This is a genomic window from Kribbella sp. NBC_01505, assembly GCF_045040285.1.
Lineage (GTDB): Bacteria > Actinomycetota > Actinomycetes > Propionibacteriales > Kribbellaceae > Kribbella.
The window spans coordinates 8,358,493-8,377,924 of sequence record NZ_CP109425.1 but is presented as its reverse complement, the minus strand read 5'-3'; the positions used below and the strand labels follow the sequence as shown (position 1 = coordinate 8,377,924).

The 19,432-nt window shown below is 67.7% G+C and carries 23 protein-coding genes; 7 read left to right on the top strand and 16 right to left on the bottom strand.

Annotated features, from left to right (window positions below):
* Positions 1 to 10 precede the first annotated feature (10 nt).
* Positions 11 to 409 carry a cupin domain-containing protein gene (locus tag OG474_RS39420; protein ID WP_405058759.1) on the bottom strand — a complete coding sequence of 133 codons (399 nt, stop codon included), beginning with the start codon at positions 407 to 409 and terminating at the stop codon, positions 11 to 13.
* 109 nt (positions 410 to 518) lie between these two features.
* Between OG474_RS39420 and OG474_RS39415 the strand changes: the two genes are divergently transcribed.
* Positions 519 to 1,580 carry an HAD family hydrolase gene (locus OG474_RS39415; RefSeq protein ID WP_405058758.1) on the top strand — a complete coding sequence of 354 codons (1,062 nt, stop codon included), beginning with the start codon at positions 519 to 521 and terminating at the stop codon, positions 1,578 to 1,580.
* On the opposite strand, the gene pqqB is transcribed toward OG474_RS39415, so the two are convergent.
* From pqqB to pqqA, 5 genes are all read right to left on the bottom strand, one after another.
* The gene (pqqB, locus tag OG474_RS39410) at positions 1,577 to 2,386 is read right to left on the bottom strand and encodes a pyrroloquinoline quinone biosynthesis protein PqqB (protein ID WP_405058757.1); all 810 of its coding nucleotides are present in this window, start codon (positions 2,384 to 2,386) and stop codon (positions 1,577 to 1,579) included. The genes OG474_RS39415 and pqqB overlap by 4 nt on opposite strands.
* On the bottom strand, positions 2,383 to 3,474 hold the full coding sequence (gene pqqE, locus OG474_RS39405; RefSeq protein WP_405058756.1) for a pyrroloquinoline quinone biosynthesis protein PqqE: 1,092 nt from the start codon (positions 3,472 to 3,474) through the stop codon (positions 2,383 to 2,385). Before pqqE ends, pqqB begins: the two co-directional genes overlap by 4 nt.
* Positions 3,471 to 3,770: a pyrroloquinoline quinone biosynthesis peptide chaperone PqqD gene (gene pqqD, locus OG474_RS39400; protein WP_405058755.1), complete on the bottom strand. Its 300-nt coding sequence runs from the start codon at positions 3,768 to 3,770 to the stop codon at positions 3,471 to 3,473. Before pqqD ends, pqqE begins: the two co-directional genes overlap by 4 nt.
* Positions 3,767 to 4,447 (bottom strand): pyrroloquinoline-quinone synthase PqqC, encoded by a 681-nt coding sequence (pqqC, locus tag OG474_RS39395; protein WP_405058754.1) that lies wholly within the window; start codon positions 4,445 to 4,447, stop codon positions 3,767 to 3,769. Before pqqC ends, pqqD begins: the two co-directional genes overlap by 4 nt.
* A 198-nt stretch (positions 4,448 to 4,645) precedes the next feature.
* Positions 4,646 to 4,744, bottom strand: a complete 99-nt coding sequence (gene pqqA, locus OG474_RS39390) for a pyrroloquinoline quinone precursor peptide PqqA (protein WP_405058753.1) — start codon at positions 4,742 to 4,744, stop codon at positions 4,646 to 4,648.
* A 143-nt stretch (positions 4,745 to 4,887) separates the two neighbouring features.
* Between pqqA and OG474_RS39385 the strand changes: the two genes are divergently transcribed.
* A complete protein-coding gene (locus OG474_RS39385; protein ID WP_405058752.1) occupies positions 4,888 to 5,532 on the top strand; it encodes a hypothetical protein in 645 nt (214 codons plus the stop codon).
* Here OG474_RS39385 and OG474_RS39380 read toward each other — a convergent pair.
* Complete coding sequence (locus OG474_RS39380; protein WP_405058751.1) at positions 5,507 to 6,133, bottom strand: DUF2268 domain-containing putative Zn-dependent protease; 627 nt, start codon at positions 6,131 to 6,133, stop codon at positions 5,507 to 5,509. The two genes, OG474_RS39385 and OG474_RS39380, sit on opposite strands and share 26 nt — an antisense overlap.
* A 3-nt stretch (positions 6,134 to 6,136) precedes the next feature.
* Positions 6,137 to 7,099: a hypothetical protein gene (locus OG474_RS39375; protein ID WP_405058750.1), complete on the bottom strand. Its 963-nt coding sequence runs from the start codon at positions 7,097 to 7,099 to the stop codon at positions 6,137 to 6,139.
* A gap of 146 nt (positions 7,100 to 7,245) precedes the next feature.
* Between OG474_RS39375 and OG474_RS39370 the strand changes: the two genes are divergently transcribed.
* On the top strand, positions 7,246 to 8,112 hold the full coding sequence (locus OG474_RS39370) for a GNAT family N-acetyltransferase (RefSeq protein ID WP_405058749.1): 867 nt from the start codon (positions 7,246 to 7,248) through the stop codon (positions 8,110 to 8,112).
* 39 nt (positions 8,113 to 8,151) lie between these two features.
* Here the strand turns inward: OG474_RS39370 and OG474_RS39365 are convergent, their stop codons facing one another.
* Entirely contained in the window at positions 8,152 to 8,868 is a 717-nt protein-coding gene (locus OG474_RS39365; protein ID WP_405058748.1) for a hypothetical protein, read from the bottom strand.
* 64 nt (positions 8,869 to 8,932) lie between these two features.
* Between OG474_RS39365 and OG474_RS39360 the strand changes: the two genes are divergently transcribed.
* The gene (locus OG474_RS39360) at positions 8,933 to 10,306 is read left to right on the top strand and encodes a pyridoxal phosphate-dependent decarboxylase family protein (protein ID WP_405058747.1); all 1,374 of its coding nucleotides are present in this window, start codon (positions 8,933 to 8,935) and stop codon (positions 10,304 to 10,306) included.
* A gap of 125 nt (positions 10,307 to 10,431) precedes the next feature.
* Here the strand turns inward: OG474_RS39360 and OG474_RS39355 are convergent, their stop codons facing one another.
* A complete protein-coding gene (locus OG474_RS39355) occupies positions 10,432 to 11,550 on the bottom strand; it encodes a phosphotransferase (RefSeq protein ID WP_405058746.1) in 1,119 nt (372 codons plus the stop codon).
* Positions 11,550 to 12,515, bottom strand: coding sequence for a helix-turn-helix transcriptional regulator (locus OG474_RS39350; protein ID WP_405058745.1), 966 nt, complete (start codon positions 12,513 to 12,515; stop codon positions 11,550 to 11,552). The genes OG474_RS39355 and OG474_RS39350 overlap by 1 nt, the downstream gene beginning before the upstream one ends.
* A gap of 88 nt (positions 12,516 to 12,603) precedes the next feature.
* On the opposite strand from OG474_RS39350, the gene OG474_RS39345 reads away from it, so the two are divergent.
* A complete protein-coding gene (locus OG474_RS39345) occupies positions 12,604 to 13,005 on the top strand; it encodes a RidA family protein (protein ID WP_405058744.1) in 402 nt (133 codons plus the stop codon).
* Positions 13,006 to 13,028: 23 nt separating this feature from the next.
* Here the strand turns inward: OG474_RS39345 and OG474_RS39340 are convergent, their stop codons facing one another.
* The 3 genes from OG474_RS39340 to OG474_RS39330 form a co-directional block, all read right to left on the bottom strand.
* Positions 13,029 to 13,673, bottom strand: coding sequence for a hypothetical protein (locus OG474_RS39340; protein WP_405058743.1), 645 nt, complete (start codon positions 13,671 to 13,673; stop codon positions 13,029 to 13,031).
* Between the two features lie 9 nt (positions 13,674 to 13,682).
* Positions 13,683 to 15,464 (bottom strand): FAD-binding dehydrogenase, encoded by a 1,782-nt coding sequence (locus OG474_RS39335; protein ID WP_405058742.1) that lies wholly within the window; start codon positions 15,462 to 15,464, stop codon positions 13,683 to 13,685.
* A gap of 84 nt (positions 15,465 to 15,548) precedes the next feature.
* The gene (locus OG474_RS39330) at positions 15,549 to 17,531 is read right to left on the bottom strand and encodes an exo-alpha-sialidase (RefSeq protein ID WP_405058741.1); all 1,983 of its coding nucleotides are present in this window, start codon (positions 17,529 to 17,531) and stop codon (positions 15,549 to 15,551) included.
* 172 nt (positions 17,532 to 17,703) lie between these two features.
* Here OG474_RS39330 and OG474_RS39325 point away from each other — a divergent pair, with 172 nt between their 5' ends.
* Entirely contained in the window at positions 17,704 to 18,243 is a 540-nt protein-coding gene (locus tag OG474_RS39325; RefSeq protein WP_405058740.1) for a dihydrofolate reductase family protein, read from the top strand.
* On the opposite strand, the gene OG474_RS39320 is transcribed toward OG474_RS39325, so the two are convergent.
* Positions 18,240 to 18,401, bottom strand: coding sequence for a hypothetical protein (locus OG474_RS39320; RefSeq protein ID WP_405058739.1), 162 nt, complete (start codon positions 18,399 to 18,401; stop codon positions 18,240 to 18,242). The two genes, OG474_RS39325 and OG474_RS39320, sit on opposite strands and share 4 nt — an antisense overlap.
* A 103-nt stretch (positions 18,402 to 18,504) precedes the next feature.
* On the opposite strand from OG474_RS39320, the gene OG474_RS39315 reads away from it, so the two are divergent.
* A complete protein-coding gene (locus tag OG474_RS39315; RefSeq protein WP_405058738.1) occupies positions 18,505 to 18,864 on the top strand; it encodes a YciI family protein in 360 nt (119 codons plus the stop codon).
* 1 nt (position 18,865) lies between these two features.
* On the opposite strand, the gene OG474_RS39310 is transcribed toward OG474_RS39315, so the two are convergent.
* Complete coding sequence (locus tag OG474_RS39310; protein WP_405058737.1) at positions 18,866 to 19,432, bottom strand: GNAT family N-acetyltransferase; 567 nt, start codon at positions 19,430 to 19,432, stop codon at positions 18,866 to 18,868.

Sequence of the window (19,432 nt, the reverse complement as noted above, 5' to 3'; positions counted from 1 at the left end):
GTTTGTTCGACTACTGGGACACGCGGAGATGCTTCCGCTCGGCAAGCTCCTCGGCGCTGACCACTGTGAGGATCGGCGTTCCCGGCGGCGCGAGCATGGTCACCACGAACTGCGTCTCGGTGTCGCTGAGGTTGTTCGCACCCTGCAGATGGATGACGTCACCGCCCGGCTCGGCCAGGGCGTCACCGGCCCGGAGGATCCGCGGCGCCTGCCCCTCCAGCTCGAACAGCACCTCACCCTGAATCACATACCCGAACACCGGGCCCGGATGCCGGTGCGGCGGCGCCCCCGGGTCGCCCGGAGCCAGCGTGATCCGAATCGTGCGGGCCTCCGCCCCAGCCGGAATCGCGAACGCCGTCCCAGGAACCGTCGAGATGACCTCGACCCCGGGCGGTAGCTGCTCACTCATGTAGTCCTCCGTCATTGGTTGTCACTGGGGTAGACCGAGCGCCGTCGCTGTTTGTGACAACGTCTAATGGCGGTGCGCGAACCGACCGGGGTGGGGCATCATCGGGCCGGTGAGCGACGAACCGTATGTTCGGATCCAGGTCGAGTACCGCGGACGCCTCGGCGTCGAGGTCGGGCTGTTCGTCGCCGTCGACCATCTGCGTCGCGAAGGCCGGCTGTCGGCCGAACATGAAGCCCGCTGGCTTGACCTCGACGACTGGTTCCTCGCGAACCTGCCCAATCCGGATTTCTATGCCGACGGCAACAGCATCGGAGCGGTCACCTGGTTCAAGCTGCCGATCCGTCCCGAGATGGAGCGCCTGGTCGACGAGGTGAGCGGCATCCTGACCGCGTACGGCGTCGCGCATCAGCGAGTCACGTCCAGCGACCCGGGCACGATCGTCTACGAGGACGAGTTTCAGGTCGGCGTCGTGCCGTACCAGCGCGGTGAGCAGACACCGCTGCCCGAAGGAGTCGTCATGGCGCCGTCCTCACCTGGGTCGAAGCGCGCTGTAGCGGCCTCACCGATTCGGCATGTTCTGCTGGATGCGGATGGGGTGCTGCAGGAGTTGCCGGGTGGGTGGTATCTGGCGATGGAGCCGTATCTGGGAGAGCGCTCTCGGGAGTTTCTGCATCGGACGTGGAAGGACGAGCTGCCGATGCTGGCTGGGCAGGGGGACTACCTGCCGGTGCTGGCGGCCACGTTGCGCGAGTTCGGCGTGGAGGTGCCGGTCGGTGAGGTGTACGACGCGGTGTGGAAGAACATCGTGGTCGTCGAGGAATCGCTCGAGGTTGTCCGGCGGCTGCGGCGGAACGGGTACGGGGTGCACCTGGGGACCAACCAGGAGGCGTACCGCGGCGGGCACATGCGGAGTGCGCTCGGGTACGACGAGTTGTTCGACGTGAGCTGTTATTCGCACGACCTCGGGGTGGCGAAGCCTGATCCGGGGTTCTTCACCGAGGCGGCTCGGCGGATCGGGGCCGACGTACAGACTGTGCTGTTCGTCGATGACACGGCTCGGAATGTCGAAGGCGCGCGGGCGGCCGGGATGCTGGCTGAGCAGTGGGATCTCACGCAGGGGCACGACGTGTTGGTCGAGCTCCTGGCGAAGCATGGGGTTTCAGCGGGTTAGATCTCCCAGCGGGCGCCGTCGTCGGGGATGAGGTGGCCGGCCTTCTCGACGGCGCTGCGTTCTGGTGAGTCGGGGTCGAGCACCGGGTTGGTGTTGTTGAGGTGGGTGAAGGCCAGCGGTACGTCGAGCTGCTCGATGGTCGTGGTGATCGGGAGATGGCCCATGACGGTTTGACCGGGCATCTCGTCGGCGCTGTGGAACGTTCCGTCGAGCAGCACGTACGTCGCGCCGTCGGCGAACTGTTCGAAGCCGTCGGGAAGTTGCGCGACGCAGGGCGCGTAGACGAACGAGCGGCCGTGGTGCTCGAAGCGGTACGCGATCACCCACGGTCCGGGAGCGGGATCGTCGGCGTACCGGGGTCGCTTGTCACTGACCGCCAGGGTCTTGATCGTGATCCCGTCCAGCTCAGCCGGCACCGGGGACCAGGTCCAGGCGTGATAGCGATCGGTGATGTCGCGGAAACGGGAGAGCGCGTTCAGCACCGCTGGCGGAGCGTGCACGGCCAGCGTCTCCGCTTCGCGCAGCAGGAGTAGGCCGAGCGTGTGATCGAGCTCGGCGTCGGTCAGCAGAACGCCACGGATCGGGGTGTCCCGGAGACCGGGGCCGGCGCGGAGTTCCGGGGTCGCGAGGATCTGGGCGCGGAGATCGGGGGAAGCGTTCACCAGGTACCAGTTGTTGCCGTCGGCACTGATCGCGAGGCCGTCCTGGGTCCGCGGTTCGAGGTCGGGGTTGCGGCAGGTCGGGCAGGCACAGTTCCACTGCGGGAAGCCGCCGCCGGCCGCCGTACCGAGCACGATCACCTTCATCGGGTCTGGCTCCGCATCACGAAACCGGTACGCCGGGGTTCGGCCAGGATCATGTCGACGACGCCGCGGTCCGGCGACTTGTGGCAGACCGGGTCGGTGGCCGCCGCGTCACCAGTCAGCAGGAAGGCCTGGCAGCGACAACCACCGAAGTCTCGCGCGCGGTGCTCGCAACTGCGGCAGGTGTCGCTCATCCAGTCCTCACCGCGGTAGGCGTTGAACGAGCTGGACTCGTACCAGATCTCTGCCAGAGAGCGCTCCCTGACGTTCTCGAGTTGCAGCGTGCTGATCGCGCCGGCCGCTGGGCACGGCAGGACCGTGCCGTCCGGTGCGACGGTGATCTGGCGAGCGCCCCAGCCGTACGTACAGGGCTTGGGGTACTTCTCCGGGTAGTCGGCGATCACGTAGACGATCTGCATCTTGCCCTTGAGCCGGACCAGCGCGTCCTGGACGATCGGTTCGGCCGCGGCGAGCTGCTCCGCGGTCGGCATCAGCTGAGAGCGGTTGCGCAGCGCCCAGCCGTAGTACTGCGTGTTGGCGAGTTCGAGCCGGTCGGCGCCGAGCTCTTCGGCGAAGTCGATGAGCGCTGCGAGCTGATCGTGGTTCTCCCGATGCAGGACGACGTTCACGCTCAACGGCAGGCCGGTACGGCGGACGAGTTCGGCAGCGATGAGCTTGTGATGGTGTGCTCGGGTACCGGCGATCCGATCACCCGTTGCCGCGTCCGCGCCCTGGACAGACAGCTGAACGTGGTTGAGGCCGGCGTCGACCAGACTCTGCAGGCGGGCCTCGGTGAGACCGAGACCGCTGGTGACGAGATTGACGTACGCGCCGAGCCCGGCGGTGTGCTCGATCAGCTCGGCCAGGTCCTTGCGGCCGAGTGGCTCCCCGCCGGAGAAGTGCACCTGCAGTACGCCGAGTGCGTGCGCCTGGGTGAGGATGTCGCGCCAGTCGGAGGTGGTGAGCTCGCTGTCGCGGCCGAGGAGTTCGAGCGGGTTGGAGCAATACGGGCAATGCAGTGGGCAGCGGTGCGTGAGTTCCGCGGTCAGGCTCAACGGCGGTACGACGCCCTCGGGGGTCGGGTTGGTCATGTCCACTCCACCACCTGTTTGTCGGCGAGCCGGTCCAGCAGGCTGCGGATCTGTTCGGGCCGGACCTCGTCGTACCGGTCGGCCAGCAGGCTCGTGATCTCGGTGAGAGAGCGCTCCCCGTCGCACAGCTCCAGGACGGCGGTCGCGGTGGCGTTCAGGATCAGGACGCCTTCGGGATGCAGGACGACCGGGGTGTTCCGCACCGAGTCGTGGCTCAGGCGGACGCCGCGGCGGATCCGCGGCCGGATCTGCGGGGTCGCCGTACCGGAGAGCGCTCCCTCGGGTTCCGCGGTCATTTCTTGCTCGCGGCGTGATCGATTGCGTCGAGCAACGACCAGAGCACGTCGCACTTGAAGGAGAGCGCGGCGACGGCGGCGTCCTGCTGGGCACGCGTGCGGCAGTGTTCGACGACCAGGTCGAGGGTGGCTTGGCCTTCGCCGGCGACGGCGTCGATCCGGTTCGTGAAGTAGGCGAGGTCGTCGGGCCGGATCCAGTCGTACTGCGCGAGCATGTCGGCGACCCGGGCCTTCATCAGGTGGCCGGAGAACATCTCGGTCAGCCCGGACGCGACCGCCTCGACCCACGGTTTGGTGCGCGCGAATCCGACGTACGCGTCGACGGCGAAGCGGGCGCCGGGGGCGACGTGCCGTTCGTCGAGGACCTCTTCGCGGTTGAGCCCGACGGCTTCGCAGAGGCGGAGCCAGCGTTCCATTCCGCCCTCACCGGGTGCGGTGCCGTCGTGGTAGACGATGCGGGGCAGCCATTGGCGCCGTACCTCGGGGAGGGGACAGTTGCTGATGATCGCGGCGTCCTTGCGGGGGATCGCGCTCTGGTAGTACCAGCGGTTGGCGGCCCAGACCTGGAGCTCCGGCTGGGACAGCTCACCGGCGTGCATCCGGTGGTGGAACGGATGCGTTCCCCAGTAGCGATGAGAAAGGCCGCGGAGTGCCGCGGTGAATTCGTCCGCGCTCATCGGATGCATAGAAACCTCCCGAGTCACCTGCGATTCATGGAACAATTTCCAGGCTTCGCCCACAGGGTGGAACTCAGGGGAATTACGCGCTCGCTGTTCCGGTCCGCGGCACGGTGCCGCGGGCCGGAACAGGGTGATCACTGAACTAGGGGCGGAAGTTCTATGATCACTTTGCTGTACAGGGGATACGGGTGGTGATCAGTTCACTCGGCCGGCGTATCCGGTGACCTCGGTGGGAGTCTCGAACTCGGTGAAATCCGGGGCGATCCAGGCTTCCCGGGCAGTGTTTTCCACCATTATTTGTCTCCTTGCGATCGTGGCGGGGGGGCGCCGTCCTCGATTCCCGGTCCCAATGGTCCGGGAATCAGCACCCTAGAGTCTCGGAGAGGGCTTTCCAAGGGGTGTCCCGCGATTCGAGCATTTCCGGTAGCGTCCTCGGGGTGACACCAGACGAAGCCCGCGCCCGCTTGGCGGCGTACGCAACCGGCCGCGGCGAGTGGCTCGCGAGCACGGTCGCGACCCTCCAGGCCGCGGCTGTTTGGCTGGTCGGCTCACTCGCTGCGGACGCCGGGGATGAGTGGAGCGATGTCGACCTGCTCGTGGTCGACGGCTCACCACAACTCGCCGGAAGCCTGCTGACCATCGAGATGCCGGCCAACGGCCCGGCCGGTGGTGGCTACCTCGGCGCCTTGTACGACGTCGCCGGCCTACCGCTGTGGGTCGACTGGTACCTGTGGCCGCGAGACGCGGTCATCCCTCGGGAAGCTCGGTTGCTGACCGGCACGGGAGAGCGTGGTGCTCTCGATCTCGGCGGGACTCTTGATCAGCTCGGCCGAGGTGAGCCGGGAACGCCTCCGGCCCCAGAGCTGTTCGCGCTGGCCATGCTGCCGCTGGCGGCGAAGCACCTTGCCCGGGGCAACCTTGAGACCGCCGGATCGATCGCCACCATGCTCGGTGCGCCGATCGAGAACGGCATCGGCGCCGCGCTGGCCGACGTACTGGCGAAGCTCGGTGCTGGTCATCCGGCGGCAGCTCTGGTCGAGCGTCACCTAGAGGTTGTCAGCGCGCTTCAATCGGAGCGGTGATGACATCGGCGGGGGTGTGCACGAGCTGGGACGCGGTCGTGACGTTGGCGGTCGCGTAGCTTCGCGCCCACTGGTAGCCGGCGGTGTAGCCGAACCACAGCGGGATCTCGGCGGAGTGGAAGAACCAGCGGCCGTCGTCGGCCGGGTCCTGGTCCAAGGCCTCGATGGCGAGGGTGAGGTGGCTGGGCTCGATCGGCTGGTGGGCAAACTCGGAGGCGACCCCGAGTACCTCTTCCTCGAAGAGCATGGCCAGGCCCTCGCTGACGATGCGTTCCCGCAGGCTCGAGCCGCAGCCGGGACCGCGCTCTCGGATCACGTGATGGAACTCGTGTACCAAGGTGGCCAGGAGACGGTCGGGCTGCGCCGGTACGGCGGGGTCCAGCGCGAGCAGGACTGAGTGCGGACCGTAGGTGTAGCCGCCGCAGCCCCAACCCGGGATGGTCTCGTCCGGCGCGTCGATTGCCGCGACATCGAGATCGCTCAACCCGATCAGGGGGACGGTCAGCTCAACGGCTCGGTCGAAGGCCGCGGTGATGATGGTCAGCGCGGCGGAGTCGAATCGTCCCGAGCCGGTCGGCAGGTGGAGCTCAGGTGCGCCCACCCGCTAGTGCCAGAATCCTGGGACCGGGCCGTTGTCGAAGTGCCCGGTGCTGAGCAAGGTCGGCAGATAGTCCGAACCGACGGACTGGCGGTAGGTGGTGGGGGCTTCCATGGGGTCCAGTAGTCCGAACGCCTCAGCCTCAGCCTTGCCGACGAGCCGGAATTTCGCCTTGCCCTCGACCGGGAAGTGGTCGAACGCGGCGCCGAACTTCCCATGCCTGTCGCTGTTGTCGAGCGGCCGCAGATACTTCACTGCGGGCTCGGGGAACAGATCCAGCAATTCCTCGCGGTGGTCGATGATCGGCCAGGTCTTGTCCGCGATCCGGTCGCCGTCCGAGATGATGGGGATGTACGCGGGTCGATGCTGCTGGACATCGCCCAACTGCGCCTCAGGGAACTCCCCGGCCAGGAGCCCGATCGCGATCTCCCCACGAGCCTGGTTCAGAAGCACCGCCAGGCGATAGCCCGAATCCTTCAACGGAATCGCCACCACGTCTCCTACGGCCGCCTTGAGACGTTTGGGCGCAACGACTCCGACTGTTGATACCGCGGCGCTGTCCACGTCGGCGAGCGGGACCGCGGCCGACCGCAGTAACTGGTGAATGTAGTCGGCCAGGTCGGCAGGCGAGGATTCTTTGCCGGTGGCGGCGCCGGCGCGCTCGACCAGGAACCCGAGCAGCTCGGCCGCTTCGTTGAAGGTGGTGTCGTTCAGGTCGTCGACCCGGTCGGACGCCTTCGGCTTGTACCAGCGGGTTCCGCCGACCTTCGCCCGGAGCGTCAGCGGGAACGGCGTGTCTCCCATCAGGCTGTTGCCGGTCGGCACGGACGACCCGAGGATCTCGAGCAGTTCGCCCAGGCTCGGCGTACCGTCCGCTTCCTCGTCGAATGCCTCCAGCACCTGACCGAGCAACACCGCTGCCTCGGCAAGATCCTGCTCGCTGAACACGTGCGACCCCAACTCATCCACCCCATATCGTCTCGACCCCGGATCATTCGACCCCTGGCATTGCATCATCCCGGGCGGGTCAATCCCGCGCGCTTCGGTGCTGGCCGAAAACCGGTTGAGGCGGTGGCGGGGGCGGGAGATGCTGGGATCGACGGCTGGAGGCTGTGGTGCGGCGACGTGATTTCGAGGGCTCCGGCGGCCTGGAACTGATGCAGGAATTGGTGCAGCGGACCTGGAGTCCGCGGTCGCGCCTGCACATCGGTGATGTGGCCTGGGAGCGGGCCGTGAACCTCGGTCGGAGTGGGGACACCTGGCGTACGGCGGTCTGGGACGAAGGCGACCAGGTGGTTGCGTGGGGCTGGGCGGAACCCGATCACCTGTCACTCGTCGTCGATCCGGAATGGGCGGAGGTCGCGGGCGACGTACTGGGGTGGTTTCAAGAGCGTGAGCCAGATGGCGTGGTGAGTGTGCTCGAGGCCGAGACGCACCTGATCGAGGCGCTCGAGAAGGCCGGCTATCACTCGGACGACGAGGCTCCGTTCTTCACCCATCACCGCATCTCGCTGAGCGACCTCCGTACGCCGGTCGTCCCGGAAGGATTCACGCTCCGGCATGTGCGGGCCGACGAGGTGAAGGAACGTGCCGCGGTTCACCGGGCAGCCTGGTCCGACTGGGGACCGTCGAAGGTGACCGACGAGGACCTGGCTGCGGTGATGTCCACCTGGCCGTACGAACCCGAGCTCGACTGGGTTGTCGAAGCCCCGAGTGGCAAGTTCGTGGCCAGCGCGCTGATCTGGCACGACAAGATCCACGGCGTCGGCCTGGTCGAGCCCGTCGGCTGCGACCCGTCGTACCGGCGCCAAGGCCTGGCTCAAGCAGTCAACCTCGCCGCCCTGCACGCCGTCCGCGACGCAGGCGCCACCGAGGCAATGGTCTGCCCACGCGGCGACAACGCCTACCCGCAGGCTCGCGCGCTCTATCAATCCATCGGCTTCCGGCCAGGCGCGCGCTCCAGGCTCTACGTGCGCGGGTAGCCGAACTGGCCGAGTTTGCCTTCCGGACCGGGATGCTGCTTATTGGGCAAAATCCTTTAGGACGAAGGGCGGGAATCGGTCGATGAATCCGCTGAGCAGCGGGACGGTCGCGAGGGTGTGTGGGACGGTCCACGGCTTGGGGGTGTAGGCGATCAGCAGGTCGCCGACCAACCGGAGGTCCTGAGGCGGGTGGGCCAGGAGCCACTCGATCATCCGGGGGTGCAGGATCGCGGAGGTGTAGCGCGGGTCGAGGCTGGCGGCGAAGTACCGCTGGTTGAAGGCGTCGCTCTCGGTGTCGCTCGTCTGCAGGACGGGTTCCAGTGGCGGCAGCGCGGGGTCGGCGACGCGGTCGCTGCTGATGCGGAGTTCGGGGAGAGCTGTAGGGAGCTCGATGGCGACGAGGTTGTTGACGGTCGTGGTCGGGATCCGGCCCGAGCTGACCGTGAGGAACTCGGCCATCCGGATCCGGCGGCCCTCGTACTCACCCACGAGCAGGTTGCGCAGCGTGCCGTCCTCGCCGAAGCACCGGCTCCCGGCCGCGGCCAGCCTGCCGTCGGCGTCATCCGCGGGGACCCACCCGTAGCGTTCGGCACCAGCTTGGAGTCGCTTCAGCTCAGCCGCTTCCCGATCGAGCGACGGGCCGGCCAGTCGCGTGATCAGCCAGCCGACGAGGAAGATGCCTCCGAGCACCAGCCCCACGCCTACCTGCATCCCGACGAGAGCATCCAGCCAGGTCGGTACGTCGAGATCGAACACCCCGAGAACCTAGCGGACCGGATGCCGGGCCTCACAGATATCGGGGGTGTCGCGTTGTAGGGGTATGACACGTCGATCGCTGCTCGCGCGGACCGCCGCTCATGCTGGGGACTATCTGGAAGGGCTGGCCACCGAGCCGGTAACGCCAACTGCGGGTCTGGAGGAGTTGCGGCAGGCTCTCGGGCGGTCGCTTCCGGAGTCGGGGATGGCTGCGGAGGACGTGATCGATGAGCTGGTGCGCGATGTGGACGGGGGTCTGCTCGGGAGTGGTGGGGGCCGGTTCTTCGGGTGGGTGATCGGCGGCGCGGTGCCTGCGGCCCTCGCGGCGGACTGGCTGACGGCGACGTGGGATCAGAACGCGGCGATGTATGCCTGTGGTCCGGCCGCGGCAGTCATCGAGGAGATCACCGGGGTCTGGCTCAAGGAGCTGCTCGGATTGCCGGCCTCGGCGTCGTTCGCGTTCACCACCGGCGCGCAGATGGCTCATGTCACCGCGCTGGCCGCCGCGCGGCATCGGCTGTTGGCGGACCGCGGCTGGGACGTTGAGCGGCAAGGGCTGTTCCAGGCACCGCCGATGCGGGTGCTGTGTGGCGGTGAGCAGCACGCCTCGATCGATCGCGCCGTCCGGATGCTCGGCCTCGGGACGGACGCGCTGATCGCGGTAGGCACCGGCCCCGACAGCCGCATCGACCTGACACGGCTCGAGCTGGAGGCCGACGTACCGACTGTGCTCTGTCTGCAGGCCGGCGAGATCAACACCGGTGGGTTCGATGCGTTCGCGGAGGCGTGCGAGCTGGCGCACCGGCATGGTGCCTGGGTGCATGTCGACGGTGCGTTCGGGCTGTGGGCGGCCGTCAGCCCGCGGTACGCCGAGCTGGTGCGGGGGCTTGAGCTGGCCGACTCGTGGACCACGGATGGGCACAAGTGGCTGAACGTGCCGTTCGACTCCGGGTTCGCCTTCGTGCGGGACGCCGCGGCGCACCGGGCCGCGATGACGATGTCGGCGAGCTACCTGATCACCGGCGGCACGGCGCGCGACCAGCTCGACTGGACTCCCGAATGGTCCCGCCGTGCCCGCGCCATCCCCGTGTACGCCGCGATCCGCGAACTCGGCCGGGACGGAATCCGCGCGATGATCGAGCGCTGCTGCGACCACGCCCGCGACCTGGTCCGCGGCATCGGCTCGCTCCCCGGCGCCGAGGTACTCGTCGAACCGGTCATCAACCAGGGGCTCGTCCGATTCCTGGCCGCCGACGGCGACCACGACCGCCGTACCGACGAGGTGATCGCCCGCGTCCAGGCCACCGGCGAGACCTGGTTCGGTGGGACCACCTGGAAAGGGATGCGCGCGATGCGGATCTCAGTCGTCAACTGGCAGACAACCAGCGACGACGTAGCTCGAGCGATCGCAGCCTGCGCCTTGAGCAGCGATGGATGATTCGGGCCCGAGCTCGACAGCATGAACGACAGCAGGTAGTTGCCGCGATCGTGGCACCTCTAGTCGGCGCAGGCGTGCAGACGGGTCTACGTAGACGACTACGTGCTGTCATTCGGCAGCTGTTGTCAGGCGAACGCGGTGAACAGTTTGGGCGGCGGATTGGCGGACTCGGGCCAACGGTGGACCATCGCATCGGACAGGTCCTGGGACCAGCGCGCGACATCGGGCAGGATCTGCGTTCGGCTGATGAGTTGGTTGAGTACGGCGATCTGCTGGACGAGCTGGGCGCGGCGGCGCCAACTGTCCTTGGGGGACTGATCGGAGCTGGCCAGCACGGGGAGGCGAGTCACTCTGGTGGTGAAGGCGACGGCTGCTCCGATGGCGAGCATGGTGTCGTACCCGGGGATTCGCGGGAGTTCGTTGCGGTAGGCATCGTCTGCTGCTTGGGTGATGTCCGCTGGGAGGACCGACCAGTTCGCGCTGTGGTGGGGGAATGGGTAGTGCAGGAACGAGGCGTCGAAGCCGATGTGCCCGAAATCGGAGCCCTCGAAGTCGACCAGCCGGACGCCTTCGTCGGTGATCAACGCGTTCGTCGGGTTGAGATCGTTGTGCACCAGAGCGGCGTACTGGCCGGGGTTTTCCAGGTGGGCGCGGATCAGCGCGATGTCGTCGCGGGCAATGCCGGCATCCGGGAAGCCCAGGTCGCGGCAAGCTTCCTCGACGACCTGCCAACGTAGGACTCTGGTGCCAGTGGTCACGTCTGCGGAGCCGAACTCCGCTAGGGCCTGATCGTGTTCGGTACGGCGGCCCATCGTGCCCGCGTGGAGACGCCCGACTGTCTGCGCGAAGTCCCGCATCGCGGCTGCGGCTCGGTCGGGGTCGTCGCCGTGCAGTACCTGCTCGAGCGTCGGCCAGGCGCCGAGGTCGGTCTGGACGACGACACCGGCTTGGTCGTCCGAGAGGATCACTTGGGCGGTGACTCCGGTGGACGCGGCCGTGCGCAGGCCTGCGACCTCCCGGCGTAGGTAGGCAGGTCCGCCGTGCCCCTCGCCGTCTACTCGGCGGGTCTTGACGATCGCCGATCGGCCGATACCGGGCAGGTCACGGTCGAAGACCAGCCGCGTGACCGGCGCCCACTCGTGCCCGACCTGCTCGGCCTCGACGACCGTCGGCCGTTGTCCACAGGCACGCTCCAACCCGTCCAGTACGGCGGTACGCCGCTGAGGCGTCAGGGGGTAGTGCATCACGAGTAGCGGGTGGTTAGTTGGGTGGCTTTGGTGTGGAGGGTGGTTCGGAGCCAGTCGGGGGAGAGGGCTTCGGCGTTGGTGGCTAGTTGCCAGAGGGCCCATTCGGCGTGGCGTTTGTCTTGGAAGGTGACTTCGAGGCGGAGCCAGCCGTCGGGCTCGGTGGCTTCGGTGCGGATGGTCAGGGCGGTGCGGGCCAGTTCGTCGCGGCGCGTGGGGTGGACTCGGGCCTGGACGGTGACTTGGTCGCCGCCGGTGCGGAACTGGGTGGTGCGGTCCTGCCAGGCCTGGTCGAGGTCTACGCGGGATGGGCGTTCGGCTGGTTCGGCGAGGGCTTCGGCGGCTTTGATTCGGGACAGGCGGTAGGTGCGGTCGGAGCCGTCGCGGGTAGCGAGGAGGTAGCCCTGGTCGCGGACGGTGACTACGCCGATCGGGTCGACCTCGCGCCACTCCGGTGGCTTGTTGAAGGCGGCGTACTCGATGCGCAGTTTGTGGCCGGACAGTACGGCGCGTAGCACCTCGGCGGCGACGGTGTCGGGTAACTCGTCGGTGAGGACCGGGCGGGCGAGCAGGTCGGCGGCCGGGTCGATGAGCAGCCGTTGGGAGGCTCCGGCAGCGGTGTCTCGGTAGCTCTCCGGGAGGGCGTCGATGACCTTCAGCATCGCCGAGGCGAGTGCTGAGCCGAGGCCGAAGGCTTGGGCCCCGCGACGTGATCCCGCGACCACGAGCGCGAGCGCCTCGTCGTGGTTGAGACCGGTCAGCTCCGTCTGGAATCCGGGCAGCAGCGCGAACCCGCCGTACCGGCCGCGCTCTGCATAGACCGGCACGCCGGCCGCGGACAGCGCCTCGATGTCACGCAGGACCGTGCGGGTCGAGACCTCCAGCTCACGCGCCAGCCGGACCGCAGACAACCGGCCGTGCTGCCGCAGCAACAGCACAAGCGAAACCAGCCGGTCAGCACGCATACGAAAACCCTACGGCATACACGACAGAGGGTGTCGTGATTGCCTGGAAGGCTTGCCAGTAACAGAAAACAAGCCGAAGGGGACTGATGTGGTAGTTGCACGAACGGCGGTCAATCCGTGGGCCTGGTCGGGGGCGTTGGGGTACAACCAGGGCGAGCTCGTCAGCGGGCAGACCCGGACCTTGTACTGCGCCGGCCAGACAGCCATGAACGCCGAGGGCAAGCCCGAGCACGCCGGTGACATGGGCGCGCAGCTCGCGCTGAGCCTCGACAACCTGGAGGCAGTCCTCGCCGAAGCCGGCATGTCCCTCGCGAACCTGGTCCGCCTCAACGTCTACACCACCGACGTCGACGTGCTGTTCCAGGAGTACGGCGTACTCGCCGGGCGCCTGGGCGCTGCCGGAGTCGCTCCGGCAACCACGATGCTGGGCGTGACGCGCCTCGCGATACCCAACCTGCTCGTGGAGGTCGAGGCCACGGCGGTCGCATGAACCGCTACTGGGACTGGTGACGCTCACCAGGGCTCGGGCCGGGTCCCGTCCGTCGCATCCGGCGGATTGCCCGCGCGACGCCGTTCGAGATCCACGGCGAGCGGTAGCAACCCGATCTCTGCACGATTCCTGTCGATGACATCCGCGTCCAGCGTGGACCGGAGTACGAGCTCGTCGTGACGCTCGAAGGCGGTCGCCAGTACGGCGAAGTCGGGTGGCTGGTTCGTGCGCATGCGCTGGTTGTCGACCACATGGGCCAGGTGCCGCGGATGCATCTCACCGGCCCGTACGGCGTCCTGTAGCAGCGGGATGCAGTTGGCCTGGAAGGTCAGATTCTCCGGCGTACCGATGGTGGGGACCCCCGATCCGGCGTGCTGCAGGAGCAGCCAGATCGCGTCCGCACCGTCCTCGCCGATCACTGACCTTCCGGGCCAGCCACGCTCATCGAGCACGCCGCGCAGCCAGTGGACGTTGTCGTGCACGACCGCCACAACCCGCCGTACCAGCTCGGGTGCGTCGGCTAGCTCCAACAGGTAGTAGGGCCACGGGACCTCGGACTCCGTCTCGGGCCGGATGTCGTAGGTCTCGGCGTCCGCCAGGAAGGCGCCGACAGCGGCACTGTCGGCGCCTGCCCTGTCAAGTACGTCGGCACGCAATTGGTTGTCCACGCAGCCAAACTATGCGCTCTCGGCTGCGGCGGCGCGGCCGGTCTGGCGGCCGGTGAAGAGGCAGCCGCCGAGGAAGGTGCCTTCCAAGGCGCGGTAGCCGTGGACACCACCGCCACCGAAGCCGGCCACCTCGCCTGCTGCATAGAGGCCGGGCACCGGCTGACCGTTGGCGCCGAGCACGCGACCGGAGAGGTCGGTCTGGAGGCCGCCGAGCGTCTTCCGGGTCAGCACGTTCATCCGGATCGCGATCAGCGGGCCGGCCGACGGGTCGAGGAGTTTGTGCAGGGAGGCGGTGCGGGCCAAGCTGTCGCCGCTGTAGGCGAGCGAGTTGCGGATGCCCATCACCTGGCTGTCCTTGGTGAACGGGTTGTCGACCTGCTGATCCCGTACGACGATCTGCCGGCGCAGGTCGTCGTAGTTGATCAGGTTCGTCCCGGTGAGCTGATTCATGCCCGTGACCAGGTCGGGCAGCGTGTTCGCGATGACGAAGTCCTCGCCGCGATCCATGAACGCCTTCACGGGCGGCGGCGTACTGTTCAGCAGGCGGCTGGCGAGGTACGCGACCAGGTCCTTGCGGGTCAGCTCCGGGTTCTGCTCGGACCCCGACAGGACGAACTCCTTGTCGATGATCTTCTTGTTCAGCACGAACCACGAATAGCCGTGGCCGGACTTCCCGATCAGCTCCAGCGTGCCGAGAGTGTCGTAGCTGGGCACGCCCGGGTTGGCGAAGCGGCGACCGGTCGCGTCGAACCACATCGACGACGGCGCGGCCAGCACACGGATCCCGTGACCAGGCCAGATCGGGCTGTGGTTGACCATGCCCTCCGTGTAGTGCCACATCCGGTCGGGGTTGACCAGCCGCGCGCCGGCCTGGGTGCTGATGGCGAGCATGCGCCCGTCGACATGAGCCGGTACGCCGGTCATGAGCCGGGCGGGCGGCGTACCGAGGCGGGCCGGCCAATTCGCGCGGACGAGATCCAGGTTGCCGCCGATACCGCCGGAGGTGACGATCACCATCGGCGCGTGCAGGGCGAAGTCGCCGACCTTCACCCGCGAACTCGGCGTACCGCGGGCGGCACTGCTCGCTTCCAGAACACTGCCCTGTACGCCGGTCGCCGCGCCGTTGCTGCTGATCAGCCCATCGACCTGATGCCGGAACCGGAACGTCACCTTGCCCTCGGCGGCCGCGGCCCGGACCTTCTTCTCGAACGGCTCCATCACGCCAGGGCCGGTCCCGAGCGTCAGGTGGAAGCGCGGTACCGAGTTGCCGGGGCCGTCCGCGAGCTGCCCGCCGCGTTCGGCCCAGCCGACGATCGGGACCCAGGTGAGCCCGAGGCTCGCCAGCCACGAACGCTTCTCACCGGCCGCGAACTGCAGATACGCCTCGGCCCAGCGCGATCCCCAGTAGTCCTGGCCGAGCGGATCGTTGATCCCGCGGTCGAAACCCGCCGTACTGAACCAGTCGTTGCGGGCGAGGTCGATCGAGTCCCGGATACCGGCGAGGCGTTGCTCGGGGGAGTTGATGAAGAACAGTCCGCCGAGCGACCAGAACGCCTGACCGCCGAGACTGGCCGCGGGTTCCTGGTCGAGCAGAATCACTTTTCGCCCGGCCGCGACCAGCTCCGACGTCGCCACCAGGCCGGCCAGCCCGGCACCGACCACGATCACGTCGGCATCGGCGCTCGCTGCGGCTGAGGCTTGCCGCGGTCCGAACGCGCCCAACGCCGTACCGGCCGCGACCCCACCACCCACGGCCAGCACGCTGCGCCGGCTCACACTGTTGTCACCCATCGAGCCATCTCCCTCACAAAGATGCACTACTGTTCAGTAAGGGTAGGCTTTGTGACCACCCGATCACCAGAGGTGACGGCGAGCCTAAGGCTGCCGGCGAAACCGCACCGCATCGGCGATCACGAACCCGTCGGCCGCGTCGCTCAGCTGAACGTATCCGGCGATCCCGGCCTTGAAGGTGAAGATCCCGAGCGACTTCCATTCGCCCGTGCGGTTGTCGGGGGTGGCACGAACGCGCTGATTGACAGTGATCGTGCTCGTGCCGGTGGCGTGATGGACCGCGTACTTCGCGTTGCTCGCCCGGTTCGGATCGGCCGTGTAGGAGACGAGTACCTCGTACCGGCCGTCGGCCGGCAATGCGGGCCGGAACCGGGCCAGGCTGGTGCCGGTGCCCTTGGGATGCGTGAGGTAGTTGAAGCCGTAGTACCCGGCGATGCTGCGGGCGCTGTTCCACTCGCCGACCACCTCGAAGCCGAGCCCGTCGTTGTCCACAGTGACCTCTTCACGGAGATCAGGCTTCGCTGGTGCCGTGATCAGGCTGAGCTTGTCGAGGGAGACGGCCTTGCCGCCGCCTCGGCCGGCCCCGGCGAGCGTCACCCGGAGCGTGTGCCGACCGGGGGCGAGACGTCGCGTGTCCACCAGTACGACGTCGTACCCGTCGCCACGGAACGCGGTGAGGTCGATGGCGGAGGTGCGCGGCGTCTGGCCGTCGACGGCGAGCGTGACCAGAGCGCCGTCGGCAGTGCGGTAGTAGCGGAGCCAGAGCTCGTACTGGTCGTCACGAGTGACCATGAACGGGTATTCGATAGTGCCCGTCGGGGGAGGGCCGAGTGGGAAGGTCTGGGTCGTCAGTGCGGGTCCGGTGGCGAGGGAGTCGCGGCCTTGGGTGAGCCACTCGAGGTTGAAGCGGGCCACGGCCACATTGCGCGGGAATCCATCCAGATCGCCATCCCGCCCGTACAGGAGAACTATCGTGCCGTCGGAAAGCCGGCCGAGGTCCGAGTAGTAGCTGCGGCCCGGGTTGACGACGCGGCTGTAGCGGAACGAGTCGCCCTCGTCGTAGCTGACCGCCACCGTCATGTTCCGGCGCATCGGGGCGTCCGGGCGGCTGAAGAGGACCCGGTCTCCGGGGTAGCTGATCAAGCCCGTGTCGACGCCGTTGAACAAGCCGGCGCCGAAGTCGAGCCCTGGGCGCGACCAGCTCAGGCCGTCGTCGGTACTGACTGCCACACCCCGCGGCCAATCGTTGCCCGAGCCTGGGCGGCTGTTCAGGATGATGATGCTGCCGTCGACGCGCTGCACCACCCGGGCCTCGCCCATAGCCGGCAGACCCGGGCCCAGGGGGACATCACCGCCTGACTGCCACGTGCGGCCGTGATCATCGCTGTAGATGGTGGAGACGCCGTACCGGCGTTCGGCCGTCGGCACGCCGGTGATGACAGTCCGGTGGCCAACGGTCAGCAGCAGGCGGCCGGAGGCAAGCTGGATGCCGTGACCGGGGCCAGGTCCATGCATCGCCCAGTTGTGCGGGAAGTGGGCGAACAGTGCGGTCAGATCGCGCCGCTCGCCCCAGGTCGCACCGCTGTCCGTGCTGGAGATGACGTGGAGCGTGCTGGAGTCCGAGGAGCAACTGGTGTTCTCCGGCAGCCGCACGCAGAGGCCGTGGAACAGGAACACCTCACCAGTCTGCTGGTCGACGACGAACGCCGGATTGGCCCAGCTCTGGCCGTTGACGGACGGTACGACGGCATCGGACGGCTGCCAGGTCGTGCCGCCGTCGGTGCTGCGCCGAATGAGCAGGTCGTGCGGGCCGGCGTCACAGACCTCGTGCCTGCCCTCGGTACACGCGAGGATCGTGTCGTCGGGCAGCACCGCCAGCCCATGAACGTGGTAGCTGGCCAGCGTGCCGACGGTGTTGTCCCACAAGATGGTCTCGGCGAAGAACGGTGTCGCGGCCTCAGCTGCTCTCGCCGGCAGGGCCGCCGCTGCGGTGATTGGAACGGCGGACGTGATAGCTCCGGCGGCGAGTCCGGCAGTAAACGCGCGACGGCTGATGGGCGGCGTCATACGTCAGCTCCTCAGGGCGGGAACTCGGACGCTACCGACTCGCGCGCCCCCGCAACTGGTTCCTCCACGTCCAGATCTGGACTCTGGCAGGAAGCTGAATCAACGGGTGTCGATTTCCGGGGGGTGAGTTCGACGCTGGGGTGAACAGTCACCTTCAGAAGGAGAAATCGCCATGTCCCGTAAGGTCGTTGCCGCCTACTTCCTGTCCCTCGACGGCGTCGCCGAGGGTGCCGACAAGTTCCTCACCGGCTGGGACGACGAGACCGACGCCGCGGGCGCCCGGCTCATCGAGACCCAGGACACTGTGATCCTCGGCCGCCGCACCTACGACGAGTTCGCCGGCTTCTGGCCCACCAGCGACATCCAGCCCTTCACCGGCTTCGTCAATGCCGCCCCTAAGTACGTCGCCACGTCGACGCCGCTCGAACTGCCCTGGAACAACTCGCAGGCAATCATCGGGGGACTGGCCGAGTTCGTCCGCGAGCTGAAGACTCAGCCCGGCGGCGACATCGGCGTACACGGCAGCATCTCCGTCACCCAGACCCTCCTCGCGGCCGGCCTCCTCGACGAACTCCGACTGGTCATCATTCCCACAGTCGTCACCACCGGCCGCCGCCTCCTCGACAACCTTCCGCCCTTCCGCCTCGAAACCCTCACCAGCACGACAACCCCCAGCGGGCACCTGCTGGTCGACTACCGGGTGATCTCCTAGAACGTGAGCCGCATCAGCGTCCTGGCGTCGCCGGTGCCGCGGGCCTCGCGGTCCACGTAGAAGCACGTGACGGCGTGGACACCGGCTCGGGGACCTTTGCGCTCGAAAAGCTCGACCAGATCGCTCCAGCTCTTGGGGCGGACTATGTGAACCTCCACCTGAGGATTATGACTCTGCCGGTGAGCCTGTCGGATTTGGCGGATGTCGTTCGTAGCGTGGGTAGAGGCGGACAGTCGGTCCGCTCACGGTGAAGGAGCGGACATGCCTGAGTACCTCATCTACTTCAACCAGCAGTGGGTGGGCGACCACACCGAGGAGTGGTTTCGTGGGCGCGGGCCGCTCGCGAGAGCGGTCACTGAGGAGATGAAGGAGGCCGGCGTGTACGTCTTCGCGGGCGGGCTGGAAGAGGAAGACGGCCCGATCTACAGCGCCGATCCGACCAGCGGCGAGGTGCTGATCACCGACGGGCCGTACATCGAGACCAAGGAGTTCCTGGGCGGCTTCGCGCTGGTGAACGTTCCGGACGACGAGACCGCGAAGCTCTGGGCAGGCAAAGTGGCCAACGCCTGCGGCTGGCCGCACGAGGTCAGGCGCTTCAAGCCACAACCGAAGTCGCGCTGACCTACCGGGCCTCCGGGCGCGGGTCCCACTCGCGCCTCAGGAGTCCGTAGACCCACGAGTCGGAGACGTCGCCGTTGACGATGCAGTCTTCGCGGAGCGTGCCTTCGCGCACGAACCCGAGCTTCTCGAGGACCCGACCAGATGCTGCGTTGCGGGTGTCAGCCTCGGCCTGGACGCGGTTCAGATCCAGCGTCTCGTACGCCCACCCGAGCAACGCGCGCGCAGCCTCGGTCGCATAACCGTGCCCCCAGGCCGCAGCGTTGTAGCAGTACCCCAGCGACGCACTGCGGAACTCGGGATTCCACTGAGTCAGACTGCACCACCCAAGGAACACACCGTCCCGATCTACAGCTAGCCGCGCCCCGGTACGTTCCTCCGCCATCTGCCGGCAGGCCGCGATGAAACGCTCGGCGCGCGCCGGCTCGGTCCACGGTGGCGAATCCCAATAACGCAGTACGTCGGCATTGCTCTGCAGCGCGTACAGCTCCTTCGCATCCGCGTCCTCGAAGGGACGTAGCCGAAGGCGATCGGTGTGCAGAGTCGGAGTCGTCAACGCCATGTGCGTCAT

Bases quoted from the DNA above. Each gene is read 5' to 3' on its own strand.
- OG474_RS39420 (WP_405058759.1), bottom strand. From the start codon at position 409: ATGAGTGAGCAGCTACCGCCCGGGGTCGAGGTCATCTCGACGGTTCCT.
- pqqB (WP_405058757.1), bottom strand. From the start codon at position 2,386: ATGAAGGTGATCGTGCTCGGTACGGCGGCCGGCGGCGGCTTCCCGCAG.
- pqqE (WP_405058756.1), bottom strand. From the start codon at position 3,474: ATGACCAACCCGACCCCCGAGGGCGTCGTACCGCCGTTGAGCCTGACC.
- pqqD (WP_405058755.1), bottom strand. From the start codon at position 3,770: ATGACCGCGGAACCCGAGGGAGCGCTCTCCGGTACGGCGACCCCGCAG.
- pqqC (WP_405058754.1), bottom strand. From the start codon at position 4,447: ATGAGCGCGGACGAATTCACCGCGGCACTCCGCGGCCTTTCTCATCGC.
- pqqA (WP_405058753.1), bottom strand. From the start codon at position 4,744: ATGGTGGAAAACACTGCCCGGGAAGCCTGGATCGCCCCGGATTTCACC.
- OG474_RS39360 (WP_405058747.1), top strand. From the start codon at position 8,933: ATGACACGTCGATCGCTGCTCGCGCGGACCGCCGCTCATGCTGGGGAC.
- OG474_RS39355 (WP_405058746.1), bottom strand. From the start codon at position 11,550: ATGCACTACCCCCTGACGCCTCAGCGGCGTACCGCCGTACTGGACGGG.
- OG474_RS39350 (WP_405058745.1), bottom strand. From the start codon at position 12,515: ATGCGTGCTGACCGGCTGGTTTCGCTTGTGCTGTTGCTGCGGCAGCAC.
- OG474_RS39335 (WP_405058742.1), bottom strand. From the start codon at position 15,464: ATGGGTGACAACAGTGTGAGCCGGCGCAGCGTGCTGGCCGTGGGTGGT.
- OG474_RS39330 (WP_405058741.1), bottom strand. From the start codon at position 17,531: ATGACGCCGCCCATCAGCCGTCGCGCGTTTACTGCCGGACTCGCCGCC.
- OG474_RS39325 (WP_405058740.1), top strand. From the start codon at position 17,704: ATGTCCCGTAAGGTCGTTGCCGCCTACTTCCTGTCCCTCGACGGCGTC.
- OG474_RS39315 (WP_405058738.1), top strand. From the start codon at position 18,505: ATGCCTGAGTACCTCATCTACTTCAACCAGCAGTGGGTGGGCGACCAC.
- OG474_RS39310 (WP_405058737.1), bottom strand. From the start codon at position 19,432: ATGACGCACATGGCGTTGACGACTCCGACTCTGCACACCGATCGCCTT.